The organism is Mesorhizobium sp. M0500 (assembly GCF_040321165.1).
Lineage (GTDB): Bacteria > Pseudomonadota > Alphaproteobacteria > Rhizobiales > Rhizobiaceae > Mesorhizobium.
In genome coordinates, this window is sequence record NZ_JAMYRB010000014.1 from 1 (window position 1) to 19,401 (window position 19,401).

The 19,401-nt window shown below is 63.0% G+C and carries 20 protein-coding genes; 18 read left to right on the forward strand and 2 right to left on the reverse strand.

The features are described from left to right. Positions 1-338: sulfotransferase family protein (locus NKI70_RS22370; RefSeq protein ID WP_352724909.1), on the reverse strand; the 338-nt coding region annotated here is incomplete at its 3' end. Positions 339-454: 116 nt separating this feature from the next. Next, positions 455-1,708 carry an NAD(P)/FAD-dependent oxidoreductase gene (locus NKI70_RS22375; protein ID WP_352724910.1) on the reverse strand — a complete coding sequence of 418 codons (1,254 nt, stop codon included), beginning with the start codon at positions 1,706-1,708 and terminating at the stop codon, positions 455-457. A gap of 426 nt (positions 1,709-2,134) precedes the next feature. Here NKI70_RS22375 and NKI70_RS22380 point away from each other — a divergent pair, with 426 nt between their 5' ends. The 18 genes from NKI70_RS22380 (at position 2,135) to trmB (ending at position 19,375) form a co-directional block, all read left to right on the forward strand. Further along, positions 2,135-3,424, forward strand: a complete 1,290-nt coding sequence (locus tag NKI70_RS22380; RefSeq protein WP_352724926.1) for an imelysin family protein — start codon at positions 2,135-2,137, stop codon at positions 3,422-3,424. 56 nt (positions 3,425-3,480) lie between these two features. Further along, entirely contained in the window at positions 3,481-3,792 is a 312-nt protein-coding gene (locus tag NKI70_RS22385) for a (2Fe-2S)-binding protein (protein WP_023676882.1), read from the forward strand. Further along, positions 3,758-4,243: a bacterioferritin gene (gene bfr / locus NKI70_RS22390; protein WP_023676883.1), complete on the forward strand. Its 486-nt coding sequence runs from the start codon at positions 3,758-3,760 to the stop codon at positions 4,241-4,243. Before NKI70_RS22385 ends, bfr begins: the two co-directional genes overlap by 35 nt. Before the next feature lie 12 nt (positions 4,244-4,255). Then, positions 4,256-5,863, forward strand: coding sequence for a di-heme oxidoreductase family protein (locus NKI70_RS22395; RefSeq protein ID WP_352724911.1), 1,608 nt, complete (start codon positions 4,256-4,258; stop codon positions 5,861-5,863). After that, entirely contained in the window at positions 5,863-6,936 is a 1,074-nt protein-coding gene (locus NKI70_RS22400; protein WP_352698160.1) for an imelysin family protein, read from the forward strand. Before NKI70_RS22395 ends, NKI70_RS22400 begins: the two co-directional genes overlap by 1 nt. A gap of 2 nt (positions 6,937-6,938) precedes the next feature. Beyond that, entirely contained in the window at positions 6,939-8,045 is a 1,107-nt protein-coding gene (locus NKI70_RS22405; protein WP_352570326.1) for a DUF1513 domain-containing protein, read from the forward strand. Positions 8,046-8,204: 159 nt separating this feature from the next. Continuing rightward, a complete protein-coding gene (tsaB, locus tag NKI70_RS22410) occupies positions 8,205-8,957 on the forward strand; it encodes a tRNA (adenosine(37)-N6)-threonylcarbamoyltransferase complex dimerization subunit type 1 TsaB (RefSeq protein WP_352570328.1) in 753 nt (250 codons plus the stop codon). Further along, positions 8,957-9,451 carry a ribosomal protein S18-alanine N-acetyltransferase gene (gene rimI / locus NKI70_RS22415; RefSeq protein ID WP_352698158.1) on the forward strand — a complete coding sequence of 165 codons (495 nt, stop codon included), beginning with the start codon at positions 8,957-8,959 and terminating at the stop codon, positions 9,449-9,451. The genes tsaB and rimI overlap by 1 nt, the downstream gene beginning before the upstream one ends. Positions 9,452-9,472: 21 nt before the next feature. Continuing rightward, positions 9,473-10,273, forward strand: coding sequence for a lyso-ornithine lipid O-acyltransferase (gene olsA / locus NKI70_RS22420; protein WP_352570330.1), 801 nt, complete (start codon positions 9,473-9,475; stop codon positions 10,271-10,273). A gap of 63 nt (positions 10,274-10,336) precedes the next feature. Then, the gene (miaB, locus tag NKI70_RS22425) at positions 10,337-11,746 is read left to right on the forward strand and encodes a tRNA (N6-isopentenyl adenosine(37)-C2)-methylthiotransferase MiaB (protein WP_352570332.1); all 1,410 of its coding nucleotides are present in this window, start codon (positions 10,337-10,339) and stop codon (positions 11,744-11,746) included. A 26-nt stretch (positions 11,747-11,772) separates the two neighbouring features. After that, the gene (locus tag NKI70_RS22430; protein WP_023676891.1) at positions 11,773-12,822 is read left to right on the forward strand and encodes a PhoH family protein; all 1,050 of its coding nucleotides are present in this window, start codon (positions 11,773-11,775) and stop codon (positions 12,820-12,822) included. Between the two features lie 17 nt (positions 12,823-12,839). Next, on the forward strand, positions 12,840-13,337 hold the full coding sequence (gene ybeY / locus NKI70_RS22435) for an rRNA maturation RNase YbeY (RefSeq protein ID WP_352589041.1): 498 nt from the start codon (positions 12,840-12,842) through the stop codon (positions 13,335-13,337). 28 nt (positions 13,338-13,365) lie between these two features. Then, entirely contained in the window at positions 13,366-14,439 is a 1,074-nt protein-coding gene (locus NKI70_RS22440; RefSeq protein WP_352448597.1) for a hemolysin family protein, read from the forward strand. 88 nt (positions 14,440-14,527) lie between these two features. Continuing rightward, positions 14,528-14,758, forward strand: coding sequence for a VOC family protein (locus tag NKI70_RS22445; protein WP_352589044.1), 231 nt, complete (start codon positions 14,528-14,530; stop codon positions 14,756-14,758). A gap of 140 nt (positions 14,759-14,898) precedes the next feature. Next, on the forward strand, positions 14,899-16,485 hold the full coding sequence (gene lnt / locus NKI70_RS22450) for an apolipoprotein N-acyltransferase (RefSeq protein ID WP_352589047.1): 1,587 nt from the start codon (positions 14,899-14,901) through the stop codon (positions 16,483-16,485). A 137-nt stretch (positions 16,486-16,622) separates the two neighbouring features. Then, entirely contained in the window at positions 16,623-17,042 is a 420-nt protein-coding gene (locus tag NKI70_RS22455; RefSeq protein WP_023676895.1) for a helix-turn-helix domain-containing protein, read from the forward strand. A gap of 330 nt (positions 17,043-17,372) precedes the next feature. Continuing rightward, positions 17,373-18,662: a methionine adenosyltransferase gene (metK, locus tag NKI70_RS22460; protein ID WP_023676896.1), complete on the forward strand. Its 1,290-nt coding sequence runs from the start codon at positions 17,373-17,375 to the stop codon at positions 18,660-18,662. 11 nt (positions 18,663-18,673) lie between these two features. Continuing rightward, positions 18,674-19,375 carry a tRNA (guanine(46)-N(7))-methyltransferase TrmB gene (gene trmB / locus NKI70_RS22465; protein ID WP_352589053.1) on the forward strand — a complete coding sequence of 234 codons (702 nt, stop codon included), beginning with the start codon at positions 18,674-18,676 and terminating at the stop codon, positions 19,373-19,375. Positions 19,376-19,401 lie beyond the last annotated feature (26 nt).

The following is a 19,401-nucleotide window of genomic DNA, read 5'->3' on the forward strand; positions in this document are numbered from 1 at the left end:
GCAGCATCCATCGTGAGTCCTATTGTTTGCGCCATGCTGTCATACCAGGCTTCCGGGTCACGAACTGTCAGGATAACCTTTGCATGAGGGTAGTGGTCACTCACTTCGCGCCAAAAATGCGCCGTTGGCCAATCGACCGCGGAAAAATAGCCGGCATATGCCGCATCCCAGGTCGGGAGTTGTCCCTGTCCGGCGGCGCGCCACAGCGCCTTCTGCTCGGGATTGGCGTGGACATCTGCCATGTGATGACACGGCCCGAACCCAAGATGCTCCAAGGCGAGCTTCAGCGAATATGTGCCAGTGCGACCCATGCATGCGCCAATGACATATAGAGCCATGAGCACCCCCGACGAATTTCAATTGGTCAAAATACCGCTGTTTCCTTTACTTCGCTATATGTTTTGAAGGTCAGCTCCCGGCCGAACTCGGTCATTCAGGGTGATTGGGTTTGATCTTATCCCGCAGCGCGGGCCGGCTCTGCCTGCTGGAAGGCGGCGAGCGCGGCCTTCAGCCCGTCGGGCCCGGTCGCGACAATCTGCGGCGACGGCGAAAAGCCGGCGCCGAGCATCTTGCGGCCAAGCATGTGGTCGCCGGGCCGGTTGACCGATTCGATGCCGAGCAGCCGGCTTCCGGCATAGTGGTAGATGGAGAATTTGTTCTCGGCCACGTCGCCCAGCACGACATGGCTGTCGCCGCCCGCAATCAGGCCGACCATCTGCAGCTTCATGTCACCGATATCGGACCAGAACCACGGCACTGCCGAGTAATTGTCGGTGTGGCCGGCGATGGTGCGTGCGGCGAGCCGCGCCTGGTCAGTGGCGTTCTGTACCGATTCCAGCCGCACATCGCCACCGGTGAACCAGTGCCGGTAAGACGCCGCGTCGCCGATGGCGAGGATTTCAGCCGTCGACGTACGCATCTGCTGGTCGACGCGGATGCCGTTGGTGATGGCAATGCCGGCGGCTTCGGCCAGTTCGACGTTCGGCACGACGCCAATGCCGATGACGACCATCTGCGCCGGCAATCTCTCGCCGGATGAGGTGATTGCAGCCGAAACACGGCCGTTCTCGTCCTCCAGCCGTTCGATGGTGGTGCCGGTGAGGACGCGCACACCGGTCGCCTCCAGCCGCTGGCGCACATGGCCGGCGATGACCGGTGCCACGGCGCGGCCGAGCAGCCGGTCGACCGCCTCGACCACCGTAACCTTGCGGCCTGCCGCGGTGAGCGTCGCGGCAATCTCCAGGCCGATGAAGCCGCCGCCGAGGATGACGACCTCCTCGCTTTGCGCGCTCAATTCGCGGATCAGGCGGGCATCGCCGAGCGAGCGCAGCGACACAACGCCAGAAAGCTCCGAACCCGGCAGCGGCAGCAGGCGCGGCCGCGCGCCGGTGGCGAGGATCAGCCGGTCAAACGGCAACACACCGCCGCCCGATATCTCCAGCCTGCGGCCGCCTACGTCGATCCGCTCGACCCGGAGGCCTGGCCGGAAGTCGATGGCGCTGCCGGTATAAAAAGCCTCGCCGCGCAACGGCTGCGGCTTTGCTTGCTGATCCTTGATGAAGGTCTTCGACAGCGGTGGCTTGTGGTAGGGCAGTTCGTTTTCGTCGCCGACGAGGATTACCGGGCCGTCATAGCCTTCTTCGCGCAGGCTGGCGGCCGCTTGCACGCCCGCATGACCCGCACCGACAATGACGACCCCGTTCTTCATAACAGCCCGATTCCTCATCCAAATCTAGGACGTCTCGCCAGGTGGCGATTGTCCGGCGCCGCCGCAAGAGCGCCGATCCGGGTCGCACCCGGAACGGCCGCCTGTCAACTGCGTCATGCGCCGGCATTCCTCATACGTCGGTGTTAAAGTTGACAGTTCTAGTTTAGAATAATTCTAAACTGTTGTTTCAATTGAATTTTTTCTATGCCACCAGTTGACATCCGGCGTCTTCGCCGTTTTATGGAAGCTCGCGCGTCAGCGCATCCCTTTGATGTCTGGGCCTTGAACCCTTTCGATTGGAGGCATTTCGGTGTCTTTCTTCCGCGAACCGCGCGATGGCGCGACCCTTCTTTGCCCGCTGGCAACTGCCCGCCGCGGCGCCGGCATTTCATTGATTCCCGAGGAGAGACAGTCATGAGAACGATGATGACCGCGCGGTATGGCGGCAGGCTTGCAGCGATCGGCGCCACCGCGATGCTGACGGCGGCCGTGTTCGTGCTGCCGGCCAAGGCGCAAGCCGATGCCAAGGCGGTCATCAAGACCTATTCCGACATTGCGCTCGCCAAATACGAGGAATCGCTGATCACGGCCGAGGCGCTCGACAAGGCTGTCGATGCGCTGCTCGCCAAGCCATCTGCCGAAACGCTGAACGCCGCCCGCGAGGCCTGGAAGGCATCGCGCGTTCCCTATCAGCAGACCGAGGTCTATCGCTTCGGCAATGCCATCGTCGACGACTGGGAAGGCAAGGTGAACTCCTGGCCGCTCGACGAAGGCTTGATCGACTATGTCGCCAAGAGCTACGGCACCGAGTCGGACGCCAACGCGCTCTACACCGCCAATGTGATCGCCAACAAGTCGATCGAGATCAACGGCAAGAAGGTCGACGCCACCGACCTGACGCCGGAGTTCCTCTCCGGCACCCTGCAGGAGGCCGGCGGTATCGAGGCCAATGTGGCGACCGGCTATCACGCTATCGAATTCCTGCTTTGGGGTCAGGACCTGCACGGCACCGGTCCGGGCGCCGGCGAACGGCCCTACACCGACTACGACCTCGCCAATTGCACCGGCGGCAATTGCGACCGTCGCGGACAGCATCTGAAATCGGCGAGCGACCTTCTGGTTTCCGATCTAAAGGATATGGTCGACGACTGGAAGGAAGGCGGCGCCGCCCGCAAGAACCTTGTCGATGGCGAGCCGAACGCCGCCATTTCGACCATCTTCACCGGCATGGGCTCGCTGTCCTATGGCGAGCTTGCCGGAGAGCGGATGAAGCTCGGCCTCTTGTTGCACGACCCGGAAGAGGAGCACGATTGCTTCTCCGACAATACCTACAACTCCCATCTTTACGATGCGATCGGCATCCGTGCCGCCTATCACGGCAGCTACAAGCGGCTCGACGGCACTGTCGTCGAGGGGCCGTCGGTGGCCGACATGGTCAAGGCGGCCGACCCGGCGGTTGACAAGGAATTGTCGGACAAACTGGACGTCACCGTCGCCAAGATGGAGGCCATCAAGGCGCGGGCGCTTGCCGGCGAGGCCTATGACCAGCAGATCGGAGAAGGCAACACGGAAGGCAATGCCACTGTGCAGGCGGCGATCGACGCGCTGGTCGATCAGACCAAGTCGATCGAACGCGCCGTCGGTACCCTGAAGCTCAATGCGATAGCCTTCGAGGGCTCGGACAGCCTCGATTCACCGGACAAGGTGTTCCAATAGACTATCGAAACCACCAGCCGCGCGACGCAACGAAGCGCCGTCAGCCAGAGCGACAAATGCTGATCTGCCATTGCAACATCATCACTGAAAAGGAGATAGAGCAGACGATCGTCGGACTGCTGGATGAGGACCCCTGGCAGCTGATCGTGCCGGCGAAGGTCTATCACGCCATGCACAAGCGCGGTCGCTGTTGCGGCTGCTTCCCAAATGTGGTCGAAACGATCATTCGGGTCACCGAAAATTACCATGCCCGCTCGGCGGCGAGCGGCGTGGACATCGTTTCACACCTGGATCGCGTCAGAGGCCTGCGCGTCCAATACGGGAGCAGAACCCATGAAAGGCGAACAGCAGATCATAGAGCGGCTTAACGAGGCTCTGTTTCTGGAACTTGGGGCGGTCAATCAATACTGGGTGCATTTCCGGCTGCTGGAAGACTGGGGATACGCCAAGCTGGCGAAGAAGGAACGCGCTGAATCGATCGAGGAAATGCACCATGCCGACCGGCTCGTGGCGCGCATCATCTTCCTCGAGGGCCATCCGAACCTGCAGTCCGTGGCGCCGCTGCGCATCGGGCAGAATGTCAAGGAAGTGCTCGAATCCGATCTTGCCGGCGAATATGACGCGCGCACCGCCTACAAGCGCTCGCGCGAGGTTTGTAACGAAGCAGGCGACTACGTGACGATGAAGCTGTTCGAGGAATTGCTGGCTGACGAGGAAGGTCACATCGACTTCCTCGAGACGCAACTCGACCTGCTCGCCTCGATCGGCGAAGAAAAGTACGGCCAACTCAACGCAGCGTCGGCCGACGAGGCGGAATAAGGACATGCCGGAATGCGGCGCCCCCTAGATTTCATGCGCCGCTTGCGGCCGGCCGAGCATTGTGGCCTGCCGCCTCAGAAGAAGCCGCGATACGGTATCCTTCGCGGCGCCTTTCTTGCCGTGGTGGCGACGCTCACAGCCTCGGCGCTGGCCGGGGCGCCGCAACCGGCGGGGCTTGCCACCAGCCGCACGGATCTGACGCCGAAGGATCTGGCGCGCGTCATCGCCATCACCAGGCCGACCAGCGATTTCTCCAAGCCCGAGCAATTCGAGCTGATGCAGGGCGGCGCCGGCACCTCGAAGAAGGACGTCAACAAGGACGCCTTCTCGCAATCCTCTGCCAACATCAGCTTCGAGGAAGAGGGTACCTTCAAGCTCGGCAACGCCATTTTCCGCAAGAACTGGGTGTCCTCGCCATCCTCGACACAAGCCTCGGATGGGCTCGGTCCGTTGTTCAACGAGCGCGCCTGCCAGAACTGTCATCTGAAGGACGGCCGCGGCCATCCGCCCGAAGGCGACAGCGGCACCACCTCGATGTTCCTGCGCCTGGCAAGGGAAGCCAGTACCGAGGAGGAGAAAGCCGCGCTCGCCGATCACAAAGTGCTCAACTTTCCCGACCCGGTCTACGGCACACAACTTCAGGAGCTAGCCGTTCCCGGCCTGCAGGGCGAAGGCAGGATGCATGTCGATTATCAGGAGCAAAAAGTAAAACTGGCGGACGGCAGCACGGTGTCGCTGCGCAAGCCGAGCTATTCGGTCGACGGTCTCGCCTACGGGGCGCTCGATCCACACACCACGCTGTCGCCGCGCATGACGCCGCCGATGATCGGCCTTGGCCTGGTCGAGCAGATCGCTCCTGCCGACATCCTTACGCGTGCCGATGCGGCCGACCGCGATGGTGACGGGATTTCCGGCAGGCCAAACATAATACGCGACGCCAGCAGCGGTGAACTGACGCTCGGCCGTTTCGGCTGGAAGGCGCAGGCGGCATCGATCCGCCAGCAATCGGCGGACGCTTTTGCCGGCGATATCGGCATTTCGACGCCTGAGGTGCCGAAGCACTGGGGCGATTGCAGCGCCGCGGAAAAGACCTGCCTTGCCCTACCTAACGGTGTACAGGAGCGCCTCGGTCCGGTCGAAGCGCCGCCGCCGGTCATGGACCTCGTGACCTTCTATTCGCAAAACCTTGCCGTGCCGGCCCGGCGCGATCTCGACAGACCGGACGTGCTCGCCGGCAAAAAACTGTTCTACGATATAGGCTGCATCTCCTGCCATACGCCGAAATTCGTCACCCGTCGCGGCACCCCGAACAAGGCGCAGGCCTTCCAGCTGATCTGGCCTTATTCCGATTTCCTGCTGCATGACATGGGACCCGGTCTTGCCGACGGACAGGCGGTGGGCGAGGCCACGGGAAGCGAATGGCGCACGCCGCCACTGTGGGGCATCGGGCTCACCCAGACCGTCAGCGGCAACACCTTCTTCCTGCATGACGGGCGCGCACGAAGCCTGGCCGAGGCGATTCTGTGGCATGGCGGCGAGGGCCAGAAGGCGCGTGACCGCTTTGCCGCTGCCGATGCGGCCGACCGCGCCGCGCTGATCAAGTTTCTGGAGTCGCTCTGATGCGGAAGCGTCTTGCATTCGCTCTGATGCTGGTCCTCGGCGGTGCGCTGCCGGCATCCGCGGCGGTGAAGGCATCGGATGTGATCCAGCGGGCGATCGACGGCTTCGTCCGCCCGGCCTATGCCAGACTGCATGACCATGCGGACAGCTTGGCCAAGACCATGCACGCGCTTTGCCAAGCGCCCTCGCGAGACAATCTCGATGCGGCACGCGCCGAATTCTCGGGTGTCGTGGATGCCTGGTCGGTGGTGGAAATCATCCGTTTCGGGCCGATCGCGGAAAACAACCGGCTTGAGCGCATGCTGTTTTGGCCGGACCGCAAGAGCATCGGCCTGAAGCAGGTGCAGGCGGCACTTGCCGGCAAGGATCCGACAGCCGCCGATCCGGCCCAGCTGGCTACAAAGAGCGTCGCCATGCAAGGGCTCGGCGCACTGGAATTCGTCCTCTACGGCGACGGAGCCAGTCAATTGGTCGGCAGGGACGACGCCTATCGCTGCGCCTACGGTGCGGCCATTGCCGGCAATGTCGAGACGATTGCCGGCGAAGTTGGCGATGCCTGGAACGAGCCCAACGGCTTTGCCGCGCTCTGGGCCAATCCGGGTCCGCAGAACGCGCTCTACCACGACGGAACAGAAGCGGTGACCGAACTGGTCGGCGTCTTCATCAACGAACTGGAAATGGTCCGCCACGTACGCCTGAAAGGCTTCCTGGGCGCCAAGCCGGAGGCCGACAAACCGAAACAGGCGATCTATTGGCGCTCGCAAAACACCGCCCGCTCGCTGACCGGGAATCTGGCGGGCATGGACACGCTGTTCCAGGCCTCGCAGCTTGGCGACGCGCTGCCGCCCGATGCGCGCTGGATGGCAGAATCGGTCCACATCCAGCTCACCAACGGGATCGAGGCGGCCAAGGCGATCAGGGGACCGATCGACAAGGCACTTGCCGATCCGGCGCTGCGCCAGAAGCTCGACTATTTCTCGCTGGTGACATCCAGCCTGACGACCCTGATCGGCACCAGGCTGACCGCCGAATTCGGCCTGACCGCCGGGTTCTCGTCATTGGATGGCGACTGATCATGAGGACGCCGCTGATCGATCGGCGCGATTTCCTGAGGGCCGCAGGCGCTGGTTTCGTAGCGGCGATGGCGCCGTCGGCCTGGGCAAAGACACTCGACGCCGACGCGGTCTTCGCCACCGCTTTCGTCAAGCGCGACGGCAGCTATGGCGCGGCCGTCCTGTCCAAGGCCGGCAAGTTGTTGCACACGATCGATCTGCCCGATCGGGGCCACGATGTTACCTTCGACCCGGTGTCCAAGCGTTCGGTGGTGTTTGCCAGGCAGCCGGGCACCTTTGCTGTCGTCTTCGACCATACCGGCCGCGGTGAACCGCGCACCATTGCCAGCGTTGCCGGCCGGCATTTCTTCGGCCATGGCGTGTTCTCGGCCGATGGCACGCTGCTCTACGCAACCGAGAACGATTTCGACAATGCCGCCGGCGTCGTCGGCGTCTATGACGCGCATGCGAAATTCAAGCGCATCGGCGAGTTTCCGACCTACGGCACAGGCCCGCACGAGCTTTTGCTGCTTTCCGACGGCAGGACGATCGCTGTGGCCAATGGCGGCATCGAGACGCATCCGGATTATGGCCGCGCCGAGCTCAACATCGCAACGATGAAGCCTTCCTATGTTCTGGTCGACCGCCTTACCGGCGATCTCACCGAAAAGCACGAATTGCCGCCGGCGCTGCACCAATTGTCGATCCGCCATATGGATGCCGACCGGTCCGGCACCGTCTGGTTCGGCTGCCAGTACAGGGGGCCGGGTACCGACCGTGCCCCGCTGGTTGGCCGCGCGCCGCGCGGCAAGGACTTGCAATTGCTCGATATGTCGCAGGATGTGCTCTCCGGCTTCAGGAACTATATCGGCTCGGTCGCCGCCAATCCTGCCGCCGGCACCATCGCCGTGTCTTCGCCTGAGGGCAATTCGCTTGCCGTGATCGACACGGCCAGCGGCCGCGTCGTCGCTACCAAGGCTCTGGTCGAGGTCTGTGGCGTTGCGCCCGATGGGAAAGGCTTCATCGCGACGACGGGTGCCGGCGAAATCATCGAAGCCGGTGGCGCGACCCGTTCCGAGCCGGACTATGTCTGGGATAATCACGTGCTGCGTATCGAGCAGGTCGGCTAGTCCCGATACCTATTGTGGCGATTGCGTGCGGTGGAACTTACATTCTTGGACCCGCGCCGAAGCCAAGTCGCCTGATGATTTATCCATTATTCCCTTGCGGGGATGAGCCCTGGCGGGCAGAGGGAAGCTGTTTTCGAAACTGTCTCAACCGGCCGCTTCATGAAATTGCTTGCCGTCGACTGTGCCGCCAATCTCTGCGCCGCCTGCGTCTACGACGCGGCGGCCGGGAAAGAACTCGGCCGTTCGGTGCTCGATCTCGGTAAGGGTCATGCCGAGCATCTGATGGGTGTCATCGAAAAGGCGTTGGGGACCAGCAGAACCGACTATTCCGGCCTCGGCGCCATTGCCGTTTCGACGGGTCCGGGCTCCTTCACCGGTCTGCGCGTCGGCGTCTCGGCGGCGCGCGGCCTTGCGCTGGCGCTGAAAATCCCGGCGATCGGCGTGACGACTCTGGAGGCCCTGGCGGCGCAAGCGAGAGCGGCATTTCCCGGTCGCGCCGTGCTCGCCGCGCTCGATGCAGGTCGCGAGGAGATCCATGCGGCACTTTACGATGAGAGGTCGGTGCTGATCTATGGTCCGGCTGTGACCACACTCTCGCAAGCCGCAGCCATGGCGGTCGACAGATCTGCGGTTCTCGCCGGCACGGCGGCAACCCAGATTGCCGCGGCGGCCGGGCGCAGCTTCGATCTCGGCGGGACGGCGGCCACCGCCGACATCGCCGTCTATGCCCGGCTGGCCGCGGCCCAAGGTGCCGGTAAACACGGCGAGAGCGAAAAACCGAAACCGCTCTATCTGCGCGGCGCCGACGCAAAGCCGCAGGCCGGCTTTATTCTATCGAGGCAAGACCATGATCCCAAAAAGTGGAAACCGGTTTTGGGAAAAGATCATGGTCCAAACGGAAACAAGTCCTGATGCGCATTCCCTTCCTCCAGTCGCGCCGCAGGGACTATGCGCTCGAGCCGTTGACGGTTGCCGATAGCGCGGCCATGTCGGTGCTGCATCGCGAGGATTTCGCGCGGCCGTGGACCGACGACGAATTCGCCGCCCTGCTCGAGCAGGACACGGTGTTCGGCTATGCCGCGCGCGAGACCGGACAGGGTGCCAAGCCGCCGGTCGGCTTCGTGCTGGCGCGGCTGGCGGCCGGCGAGGGGGAGATCCTGACGGTCGCGGTGGCACGCTCGCATCGGCGCCGGGGGCTCGGCTGGCAATTGATGGATGCGGTGCTGCGTGAACTGCACGCACAGCGCGCCGAGGCGCTTTTCCTCGAGGTCGACGAGACCAATGTCGCCGCGATCGCGCTCTACCGGCGGTTCGGCTTCCGCGAGGTCGGCAAGCGTGCCAACTATTACAAGTCGCCGGAGCACGGCTCGACCGGCGCGCTTGTCATGCGCCGCGATCTTCGTTAGCCAAACGCCGGGGTGGTGCGGATGATCGGAAAAATCAGGATTTTCCTGGCGCTGGGGCTGGTTGTCGTCGGCTCGCTGGTGCTTGTGCCGCTGCAGATCTTGTCGATGCGGACCGGGCTCTGGCGCGAGACCTTCATCCTGAAAATCTGGCACAGGATGATTGTCAGGACGCTGGGGCTGCGCATCCATGTCAAGGGAGCGCTGTCCGGCCAGCGCCCATTGCTGATTGCTGCCAACCACATCTCCTGGACCGACATCATGGTGCTGGGGTCGATGGTCGACGTGACGTTCATCGCCAGGGCCGATATGGCCGGCTGGCCGTTGATCGGCATGCTGTCGAAGCTGCAGCGCACGGTATTCATCGAACGTGAGCGTAAGCGTTCGTCGGGCGACCAGGCGAGCGAGATCGCCGGCCGCATGGCCAAGGGCGACGCCATGGTGCTGTTTGCCGAAGGCTCGACCGGCGACGGCAACATGATCCTGCCGTTCAAGAGCACGCTGTTCGGCGCCGCTACAATGGCGATTGCGGAAGGGGCGGCCGAACAGGTCTTCGTCCAGCCGGTGGCGATCGTCTATACGCGCCTGCATGGCGTGCCGCTCGGCCGCCGGCATCGGCCGGTTGCCGCCTGGATCGGCGATGAAGAGCTGATGCCGCACCTCAAGGTGCTGATGGCCGAGGGCGCCCTCGACGTCGAGGTGCATTTTGGCGAGGCGATTGCTTTCTCCAAGGGCTCCAGCCGCAAGGAGACGGCAAAGCAGATGGAACGCCAGGTGCGCGAGATGGTACAAGCGGCGCTCGCCGAACCGCGTCCGAGCCGGTAGGCTGCGCAGGTTCCGGCCAGATTCGTCTGTTTTTTGTCAGGGAAAGGCGTTAGAAGCCGCGAAATGGAATTGAACACGATAGAACGCGACGACATCGGCGCTGCCGCCGAAAACCTGGTCGTTCCGCCTGCCGCGACCAGAAAGGTCTTCGTCAAGACCTATGGCTGCCAGATGAACGTTTACGATTCGCAGCGCATGACCGATGCGCTGGCGGCCGACGGCTATGCCGCGACAGACGCTATCGGCGAGGCCGATCTGGTGCTGCTCAACACCTGCCACATCCGCGAGAAAGCGGCGGAAAAAGTCTATTCCGAACTTGGGCGCATCCGTGAGTTGAAGGCCGAGCGTGCAAAGGCCGGGCGCGAAATGCTGGTCGGCGTCGCCGGCTGCGTGGCGCAGGCCGAGGGTGCCGAGATCATCCGCCGCTCGCCGGCCGTCGACCTGGTCATCGGCCCGCAGACCTACCACCGGCTGCCCGGTGTGCTGGCGAGGGCGCGTGGCGGCGAAAAGATCGTCGAGACCGACTATGCCGTCGAGGACAAGTTCGAGTATCTGCCGCAGCCGAAGCGCGCCGAACTGATCAGGCGCGGCGTGACGGCGTTCTTGACCGTTCAGGAAGGCTGCGACAAGTTCTGCACCTTCTGTGTCGTGCCCTATACGCGCGGCTCGGAAGTCTCGCGGCCGGTGGCACAGATCGTCGCCGAGGCCGAGCGCCTGGCAGATGCCGGCGTGCGCGAGGTGACGCTGCTCGGCCAGAACGTCAACGCCTGGCACGGAAGAGGTGAAGACGGCGAGGAATGGGGCCTTGGCCGGCTGCTGTTCAGGCTGGCAGAGATTCCAGGCCTGGCGCGGCTGCGCTACACGACCAGTCATCCGCGCGACATGGAGGATGAATTGATCGCCGCCCATCGTGATTTGCCGACGCTGATGCCCTATCTACATTTACCGGTGCAGTCCGGCTCCGACCGCATACTCAAGGCGATGAACCGCAGGCATATGGCCAAGGACTATTTGACGTTGATCGACCGCATCCGTGCCGCGCGGAACGACATCGCACTGTCGGGCGACTTTATCGTCGGCTTTCCCGGCGAGACGGAAGCCGATTTCGAGGCGACGATGCAGTTGGTCGAAGACGTCAACTATGCCTCGGCCTTCTCGTTCAAATATTCTCCGCGCCCCGGCACGCCGGGCGCCGAGATGGGCGATCACGTGCCGGAGGCCGTCAAGGACGAGCGCCTGCAGCGGCTGCAGGCGCTGCTTCTGAAACAGCAGCAGCATTTCGGCGCAAGCCTGGTCGGCAGGACCATCGACACGCTGATCGAAAAGCCGGGCCGCCAGGCCGGCCAGAAGGTTGGCCGCTCGCCCTGGCTGCAGCCGGTTATTGTTGATGAAAAGGCCGGCGAAATCGGTGACATTATCCAGGTACGAATCACGAAGACGGGCTACAACAGCCTGTTCGCCGAATTGGCCTGAAGGTCTCGGCAGATGAGGAGAGACGGTTGAGCGCTGCTGAAGTGAAGAACCTGCCCCAGAACCTACCCTCGGGGGCCTCGGATATCGCGCACATCGTACTGACTTTCGACAACAACAAGCTTGCCAGCGCCCTTTACGGCCAGTTCGACGAGAATCTGGCCCGACTCGAGCAGAAGCTCGGCGTCGATATCCGCTCGCGCGGCAATCAATTGACCATCAAGGGCTCTTCCTCGGCCGCCGAGCAGGCACGCCGCGCCTTGGACAATCTTTACGGCATTCTGCAGAAAGGCACCGACATCGGCCAGTCCGATGTCGACGGCGCCGTGCGCATGGCGATCGCCAGCGACGACCAGCTGACGCTGCCGACACTGGAGCGCAAGGGCAAGGTGTCCGCCGCCCAGATATCGACGCGCAAGAAGACCATCTATGCCCGCTCGCTCAACCAGGACGCCTATATGCGCGCGCTGGAGCGGTCGGAACTCGTCTTCGGCATCGGCCCGGCCGGCACCGGAAAGACCTATCTGGCGGTGGCGCATGCGGCAATGCTGCTCGAACGCGGCATGGTCGAACGCATCGTGCTGTCGCGCCCCGCGGTCGAGGCCGGTGAACGGCTTGGCTTTCTGCCGGGTGACATGAAGGAGAAGGTCGATCCCTATCTGCGGCCGCTCTATGACGCGCTCTACGACATGATGCCGGCCGACAAGGTCGAGCGGGCGATTGCTGCTGAGGTCATCGAGATCGCGCCGCTGGCATTCATGCGCGGCCGTACGCTGGCGCACGCTGCCGTCATCCTCGACGAGGCGCAGAACACCACGCCGATGCAGATGAAGATGTTCCTGACCCGGCTCGGCGAGAACTCGCGCATGATCGTCACCGGTGATCCGACCCAGATCGATCTGCCGCCAAACACCAAGTCCGGCCTAGTCGAGGCGCTGAGAATCCTCGACGGCGTCACCGGCATGGTGACGGTCCGCTTCAACGAAGGCGACGTCGTCAGGCATCCGCTGGTCGCCGAGATCGTCAAGGCCTATGACCGCGACGGCAAGCTGGCCAGGGGCCTGGGTGTCGAAAGCTGATATGACTATGCGGCCGCATGGCTGAGGAGCAAAAGGCGGGGGGGCCGCTTCCCGTCGAGATCGATATCGCGATCGAGGCGGGCGACTGGCCCGACGAGACGACGCTGACGCGGCTGGTCGACCACGCCGTCTCGGCCGCCTTTGCCGAAACCGGTGCCGACGGCCGTTCCGAGCTCAGCATCGTCTTTTCCGACGATGCCCATATCCGCACGCTCAATGCCGGCTGGCGCGGCAAGGACAAGCCGACCAACGTCCTGTCTTTTCCGGCTTTTCCGTTTGCCAGGGGCGGGCCTCTGCCGCCGATGCTCGGTGACATCGTGCTGGCCGCCGAGACTGTCGCGCGCGAGGCGGCACTGGAAGACAAGCCCATCGAGGACCATATCTCCCATCTCGTCATCCATGGCCTGCTGCATTTGCTGGGCTATGATCACGAAACGGATGCCGAAGCGGAACTGATGGAAGCGACAGAGCGCGCAGCACTTGCGAGGCTTGCCATTCCCGATCCCTACACGTAATTACAAAAGACCAATTGACCGGACGATGATGAACGACAAACCAGAGACTGCCGCCCGCTCCGACGCCGGCAGTGTGATCAAGCCTTCCGAAACGACGGAAGAGGGCTCGAGTCCGAGTACCACGACCGGCAGCTTCGCCAGCGAGGCATCGCCTGCCGGTCCCTCCCTGTTCGATCGCGTGCTCGGGCTTTTCAGGCACCGCAACGGCACCAGCCTGCGCGAGGAGATTGCCGGTGCGCTTGCCGAAACGGCGAGCGATGCAGAATCCTTCTCGCCCGGCGAACGCGCCATGCTCAACAACATCCTGCGCCTGCGCGAAGTGCGCGTCGAGGACGTCATGGTGCCGCGCGCCGACATCGAGGCGGTCGAGATCACCACGAAGCTGGGTGATCTTCTGGGGCTGTTCGAGCAGTCCGGCCATTCCCGCATGCCGGTCTATTCGGAGACGCTCGACGATCCGCGCGGCATGGTTCATATCCGCGACGTGCTGGCGCACATCACCAAGGTCGCCCGCGTCAGAAAGGGCAGGACGACCAGGAAAACTCCGGTCGCGACGGTTCTCGATCTCGCCCAGGTCGATCTGGCGCGCACCATCGGCGATCTCAACCTGATCCGACCGGTGCTGTTCGTGCCGCCGTCGATGCTCGCCTCCGACCTGATGGGGCGGATGCAGACGACGCGGACCCAGATGGCGCTGGTCATCGACGAATATGGCGGCACTGACGGTCTCGTCTCGCTCGAGGATATCGTCGAGATGGTGGTCGGCGACATCGAGGACGAGCATGACGAGGACGAGCCGATGATTACCCAGGCCGGCGAAGGCGTCTTCATCGTCGACGGCAAGGCCGAGATCGACGACGTCGCCAAAATGATCGGCGAGGATTTCGCCGCCGGCGAGCACGGCGAATATGTCGACACGATCGGCGGCATGATCTTCAACACGCTTGGCCGGGTGCCGGCGCGCGGCGAAGTGGTGCAGGCCATACCCGGCTTCGAGTTTCATGTGCTCGACGCCGACCCACGCCGCGTCAAGCGCGTGCGCATCGTCGAGACACTGAAGGGCGAGCGCCGCCGCCGCGCCGTCCGCACCGAGCAGGCTTGAAAGACGCGACTTGCCCGATGCCGGTTGAGGACCCGTTCAAGCACTCGACTTAGGCTCCGGCGTCTTCTACCAGGATCCGCAGGCCGCATTGACCTGGCTTGAAAAGGCGTTCGGCTTCGAGCCGAGCATGGTTGTCAGCGATGCCGATGGCAGGCTCGTCCATTCCGAGATGCGGTTCGGCGATGGTTATATCATCGTCGATTCCGAATGGGCCGACCATATAGCCAGCCCGGCTTCAGTTGCAGGCAAGAACACGCGCGCGATCCTGAAGGCCATGTCTGGACCTTTTCCCAGACTGTCGGCTCTGTCCCACGCGTAGAGGCTGAGCGGCTGGGCGGGCTGAAGATACAAGGCTGGCATCGATAGCTATGAGCGGACTAGGTCGCTCTTATCCGGTTTGGAGCCAAGGCCGCGGCCTGATAAATCTTGCTTCCTGATTCGCACGACTCGGAAGCATAGATGGAGCGCCAGGCCGGCCGGATAATTCTGCTTTGGGGCTGGCGGCGCGCGCTAGTGGCGTTTCTTGCCGGGGCGCTGACGGTTCTTGCCCAGGCGCCTTACGATTTCTTCGCCGTCTGTTTCGTTTCGTTCCCGCTGCTGGTGTGGCTCCTCGACGGCGCGACCGGCGAAGCCTCGGACGGTTTTCTGCGGCGCTTGCGGCCGGCTTTCGCCACCGGCTGGTGGTTCGGTTTCGGCTACTTTCTTGCCGGTCTCTGGTGGGTCGGCTCGGCGCTGCTGGTCGAGGCCGACAGCTTTGCCTGGGCCTTGCCGTTCGCGGTGGTCGGCATCCCCCTCGCGCTGGCCCTCTTTTACGGTTTCGCTGCCGTGGTTGCCCGGCTGTTGTGGAGCAACGACATCGGGCGCATCGCCGCGCTCGCCTTCGGCTTTGCGCTGGCGGAATGGCTGCGCGGCTTCCTGTTCACCGGCTTTCCGTGGAATGCCGTCGGCTATGCGGCGATGCCGGTGCCTTTGCTGATGCAGAGCGTCTCGGTGACCGGCATGGTCGGCATGAACGCGCTTGCGGTCTTCGTCTTCGCGCTGCCGGCGCTGCTTGCGGCGCGCCAGCATCTTCGCCTCGGCGCGGCGTTGCTTGTCGTTCTCGTCGCCGCCCATGCCGGCTTCGGCTATATCCGGCTCGCCGCCCCCGAAAAGCCGGCCGCCCGCAGCCTTGACGTCCGTATCGTGCAGCCTGCCGTCGACCTTACGGAAAAATGGGATACCTCGGTGCGTGACCGTATCTTCGCCACCATGATGGGGCTTTCGGCTAAGGCGCCGGAACCCGGCCATGACAGGCCGCAATTGATCCTGTGGCCGGAGACGTCCGTGCCGTTTCTGTTCACCGAACGTCCGGATGCCCTGCCTGCGATCGGAGAGATGCTTGGCGATGGCCAGATGCTGGTCGCCGGCGTCGTTCGCGAGGAAGGCGGCTCGGTGGCCGGCAGCCGTTACTACAACTCTGTGGTGGCGATCGACGAAAGGGGCGAAATCGTCGATGCCGTCGACAAGGTCCACCTGGTACCCTTCGGCGAATACCTGCCTTTCGCCGATCTGCTCGGCCGCTTCGGGCTTGAGCAGCTTGTTGCCGGTCCAATGACCTTCGCGGCGGGCAATGAGCGGCATCCGATCGCGCTGCCCGGCGGTATCCGGGCGCTGCCGTTTATTTGCTATGAGGTCATCTTTCCCGATCTGGTCGCAGTTGACGCAACGTCAGCCGAGCTTATTGTGAACGTCACCAATGACGCCTGGTTCGGCGACACGCCGGGGCCGTACCAGCACTTCAGGCAGGCGCAGATCCGGGCGGTGGAGAATGGGGTGCCCCTGTTGCGCGCGGCTAATAACGGCATTTCGGCCGTTGTCGACCCGCGCGGTCGCATCGTCGACGCGCTGGCAATCGATGCACGCGGCGCGATCGATGTGCGTGTGCCGATCTCCGACCAAGCCATCGTTTCCTCCGGCCAACGACGCATTAACGGAATGCTGATCATGTTTTTGCTTGCCGTTGCGGCATGCATTTTGAACGTAAGGCAAAGGCTACGGGCGAATTGACAGCCGACACATTAGAAACTCATACTGTAAGCGCCTGAAAATTTTCGAAGTCGATAAGGTCGTTCTGTTGGGGCACGGGCCGCGGCGTCGTTTGGGCAGCAAAATAGAAAAAGCCGGAAAAATTCGGCGAGGAAAAAATGACAGAAGAAAACAAGAAAAAGCCGAATCCGATCGACATCCACGTCGGAAGCCGCATCCGGCTTCGCCGCAATATGCTGGGAATGAGCCAGGAAAAACTGGGTGAAAACCTCGGCATAACGTTCCAGCAGATCCAAAAGTACGAAAAGGGCACCAATCGCGTCGGCGCCAGCCGTTTGCAGGCAATCGCCTCCATACTCGGCGTCCCCGTCGCCTTCTTTTTCGAGGATGCGCCCGGTCAGGAGCCCGTGGGCAACCGTGGATTTGCCGAGGATGCTTCGATGACCTCCGCCGTCGAATTCTGCGGCAGCCCGGAAGGCCTCCAGCTGAATCGCGCCTTCGTCAAGATCGCCGACGTGAAAGTGCGCCGCAAGATCATCGAGCTGGTGAAGTCGCTTTCCACCGACGAAGTCGATTGACTGGCCCGTGAAGAGTTCAACAAGGAAGGGGTCGTCGTAGCTGGGCATGCAATTTCTCGCGGCTGCGCGCATTGAGGGATGTTCATTCCGCAGATGCGCTAAAGCGCAGATCGATTTCGCTCGACACGCTTCCTCGAAGTCGTTTTCCTCAGTCTGTTGGTGCAAGGGCTGATCGCAGTGCGCCCTGCCGCCGTCTCGGGATGCAAAGATAATAACGTCAAAATTCATGCCAGAACGGCTGCATGGCTTGACGAGCGACGCCCGGCACCGTTAACAACTGGCGCGCCAAAATCGGCGGCCTGCCGATATTTTTTTCAAGAGGGGACACCCGTGACGCGGCACAATTACTTCTTCACCTCGGAATCCGTTGCCGAGGGCCATCCCGACAAGGTCTGCGACCGCATCTCCGACGAGATTGTCGATCTCGTCTATCGCGAAGCCAGAAAGACCGGCATGGACCCGTGGAAGGTCCGCGTTGCCTGCGAGACGCTTGCGACGACCAATCGCGTTGTCATCGCCGGCGAGGTGCGCGTCCCCGAGACGCTGCTCAAGAAGGACAAGGAGGGCAACGTCCTGAAGGATGCGGCCGGCCATCCGATTGTCAACCCGGCCAAGTTCAAGTCGGTCGCTCGCAAGGCGATCCGCGAAATCGGCTACGAGCAGGCCGGCTTCCACTGGAAGACAGCCAAGATCGAGGTCCTGCTGCACGGCCAGTCGCCGGATATCGGCCAAGGCGTCGACAACGCCTCCGACCGGCAAGGCGAGGAGGGAGCCGGCGACCAGGGCATCATGTTTGGCTATGCCTGCCGCGAAACCCCGGACCTGATGCCGGCGCCGATCTATTACAGCCACAAGATCCTCGAATTGCTGGCGGCTGCGCGCCATGAAGGCAGCGGTGATGCCGGCAGGCTCGGGCCGGATGCCAAGAGCCAGGTCACCGTCCGCTATGTCGACGGCAAAGCGGCGGAAGTGACGCAGATCGTGCTGTCGACCCAGCATCTCGATGAGACGTGGGATTCGAAGAAGGTGCGCAACGTCGTCGAGCCCTATATTCGCGAAGCACTGGGCGACCTGAAGATTGCCGACAATTGCAATTGGTACATCAATCCGACTGGCAAGTTCGTCATCGGCGGGCCTGATGGCGACGCCGGCCTGACCGGCCGCAAGATCATCGTCGACACTTATGGTGGGGCTGCGCCTCATGGCGGCGGCGCTTTTTCTGGCAAGGACACCACCAAGGTCGACCGCTCGGCGGCCTATGCGGCGCGTTATCTCGCCAAGAACGTGGTTGCCGCAAAGCTCGCCGATCGCTGCACCATCCAGCTTTCCTATGCGATCGGTGTCGCCCAGCCGCTGTCGATCTACGTCGACCTGCACGGCACCGGCAAGGTTGACGAGGCAAAACTCGAGCGTGCACTGCGCGCCGTGATGGACCTGTCGCCTTCCGGCATCCGCCGCCACCTCGATCTCAACAAGCCGATCTATGCCAAGACGTCGTCCTACGGCCATTTTGGCCGCAAGGCCGGCCGCGACGGATCCTTCTCCTGGGAGAAGACCGATCTCGCCAAGGCGCTCAAGGACGCTCTCGCCGAACCGGTCGCCGAAGCAGTCGCCGCCTAACCGCGGCGCCTATGGATCCGAAGGACCGGCCAAGCCGTGCGACCGAGGCCTTTTTCGGTCGCCGGCGCGGCAAGACCATTCGACCACAACAGGCAGCGGCGCTGGAGAGCGGCTTCGCCGCCTACAGGCTCGATCTGACGGTTGAACCGCCGGCCGACTTGCGCAGCCTTTTCGAAGCCGAAGTTTCGGCTGTCCAGCTCGAAATCGGTTTTGGCGGCGGCGAACATCTTCTGCACCGTGCTACGGCCAGCCAGGCGACCGGCTTTATCGGCGTCGAGCCTTTCGTCAACGGCATGGCCAAGATGATGATGGCGGTCCGGGAGCGGCCGCTTGCCAATCTGCGCGTCTATGACGACGACGCCACACGTCTGCTGGACTGGCTGCCGCAGGCTTCGCTTGACGGCATTGACCTTCTCTATCCGGATCCGTGGCCGAAGAAGAAGCACTGGAAGCGGCGCTTGGTCAGCCCGGTCAATCTCGACCGCTTCGCGCGCGTCCTGAGGCACGGCGGAAAGTTCCACTTTGCGTCCGATATCGACAGCTATGTGAACTGGACGCTCCTGCATTGCCGGGCGCACGACGCCTTCACGTGGCAGGCAAGCGAAGCAGCCGACTGGCACCGGCCCTATGATGGCTGGCCGGGGACGCGCTATGAGGCCAAGGCCATTCGCGAAGGCCGACGGCCCGCCTATCTCACCTTCGTGCGCAAATAAGCGGGAAATTAGAGCTGAGCACAAGG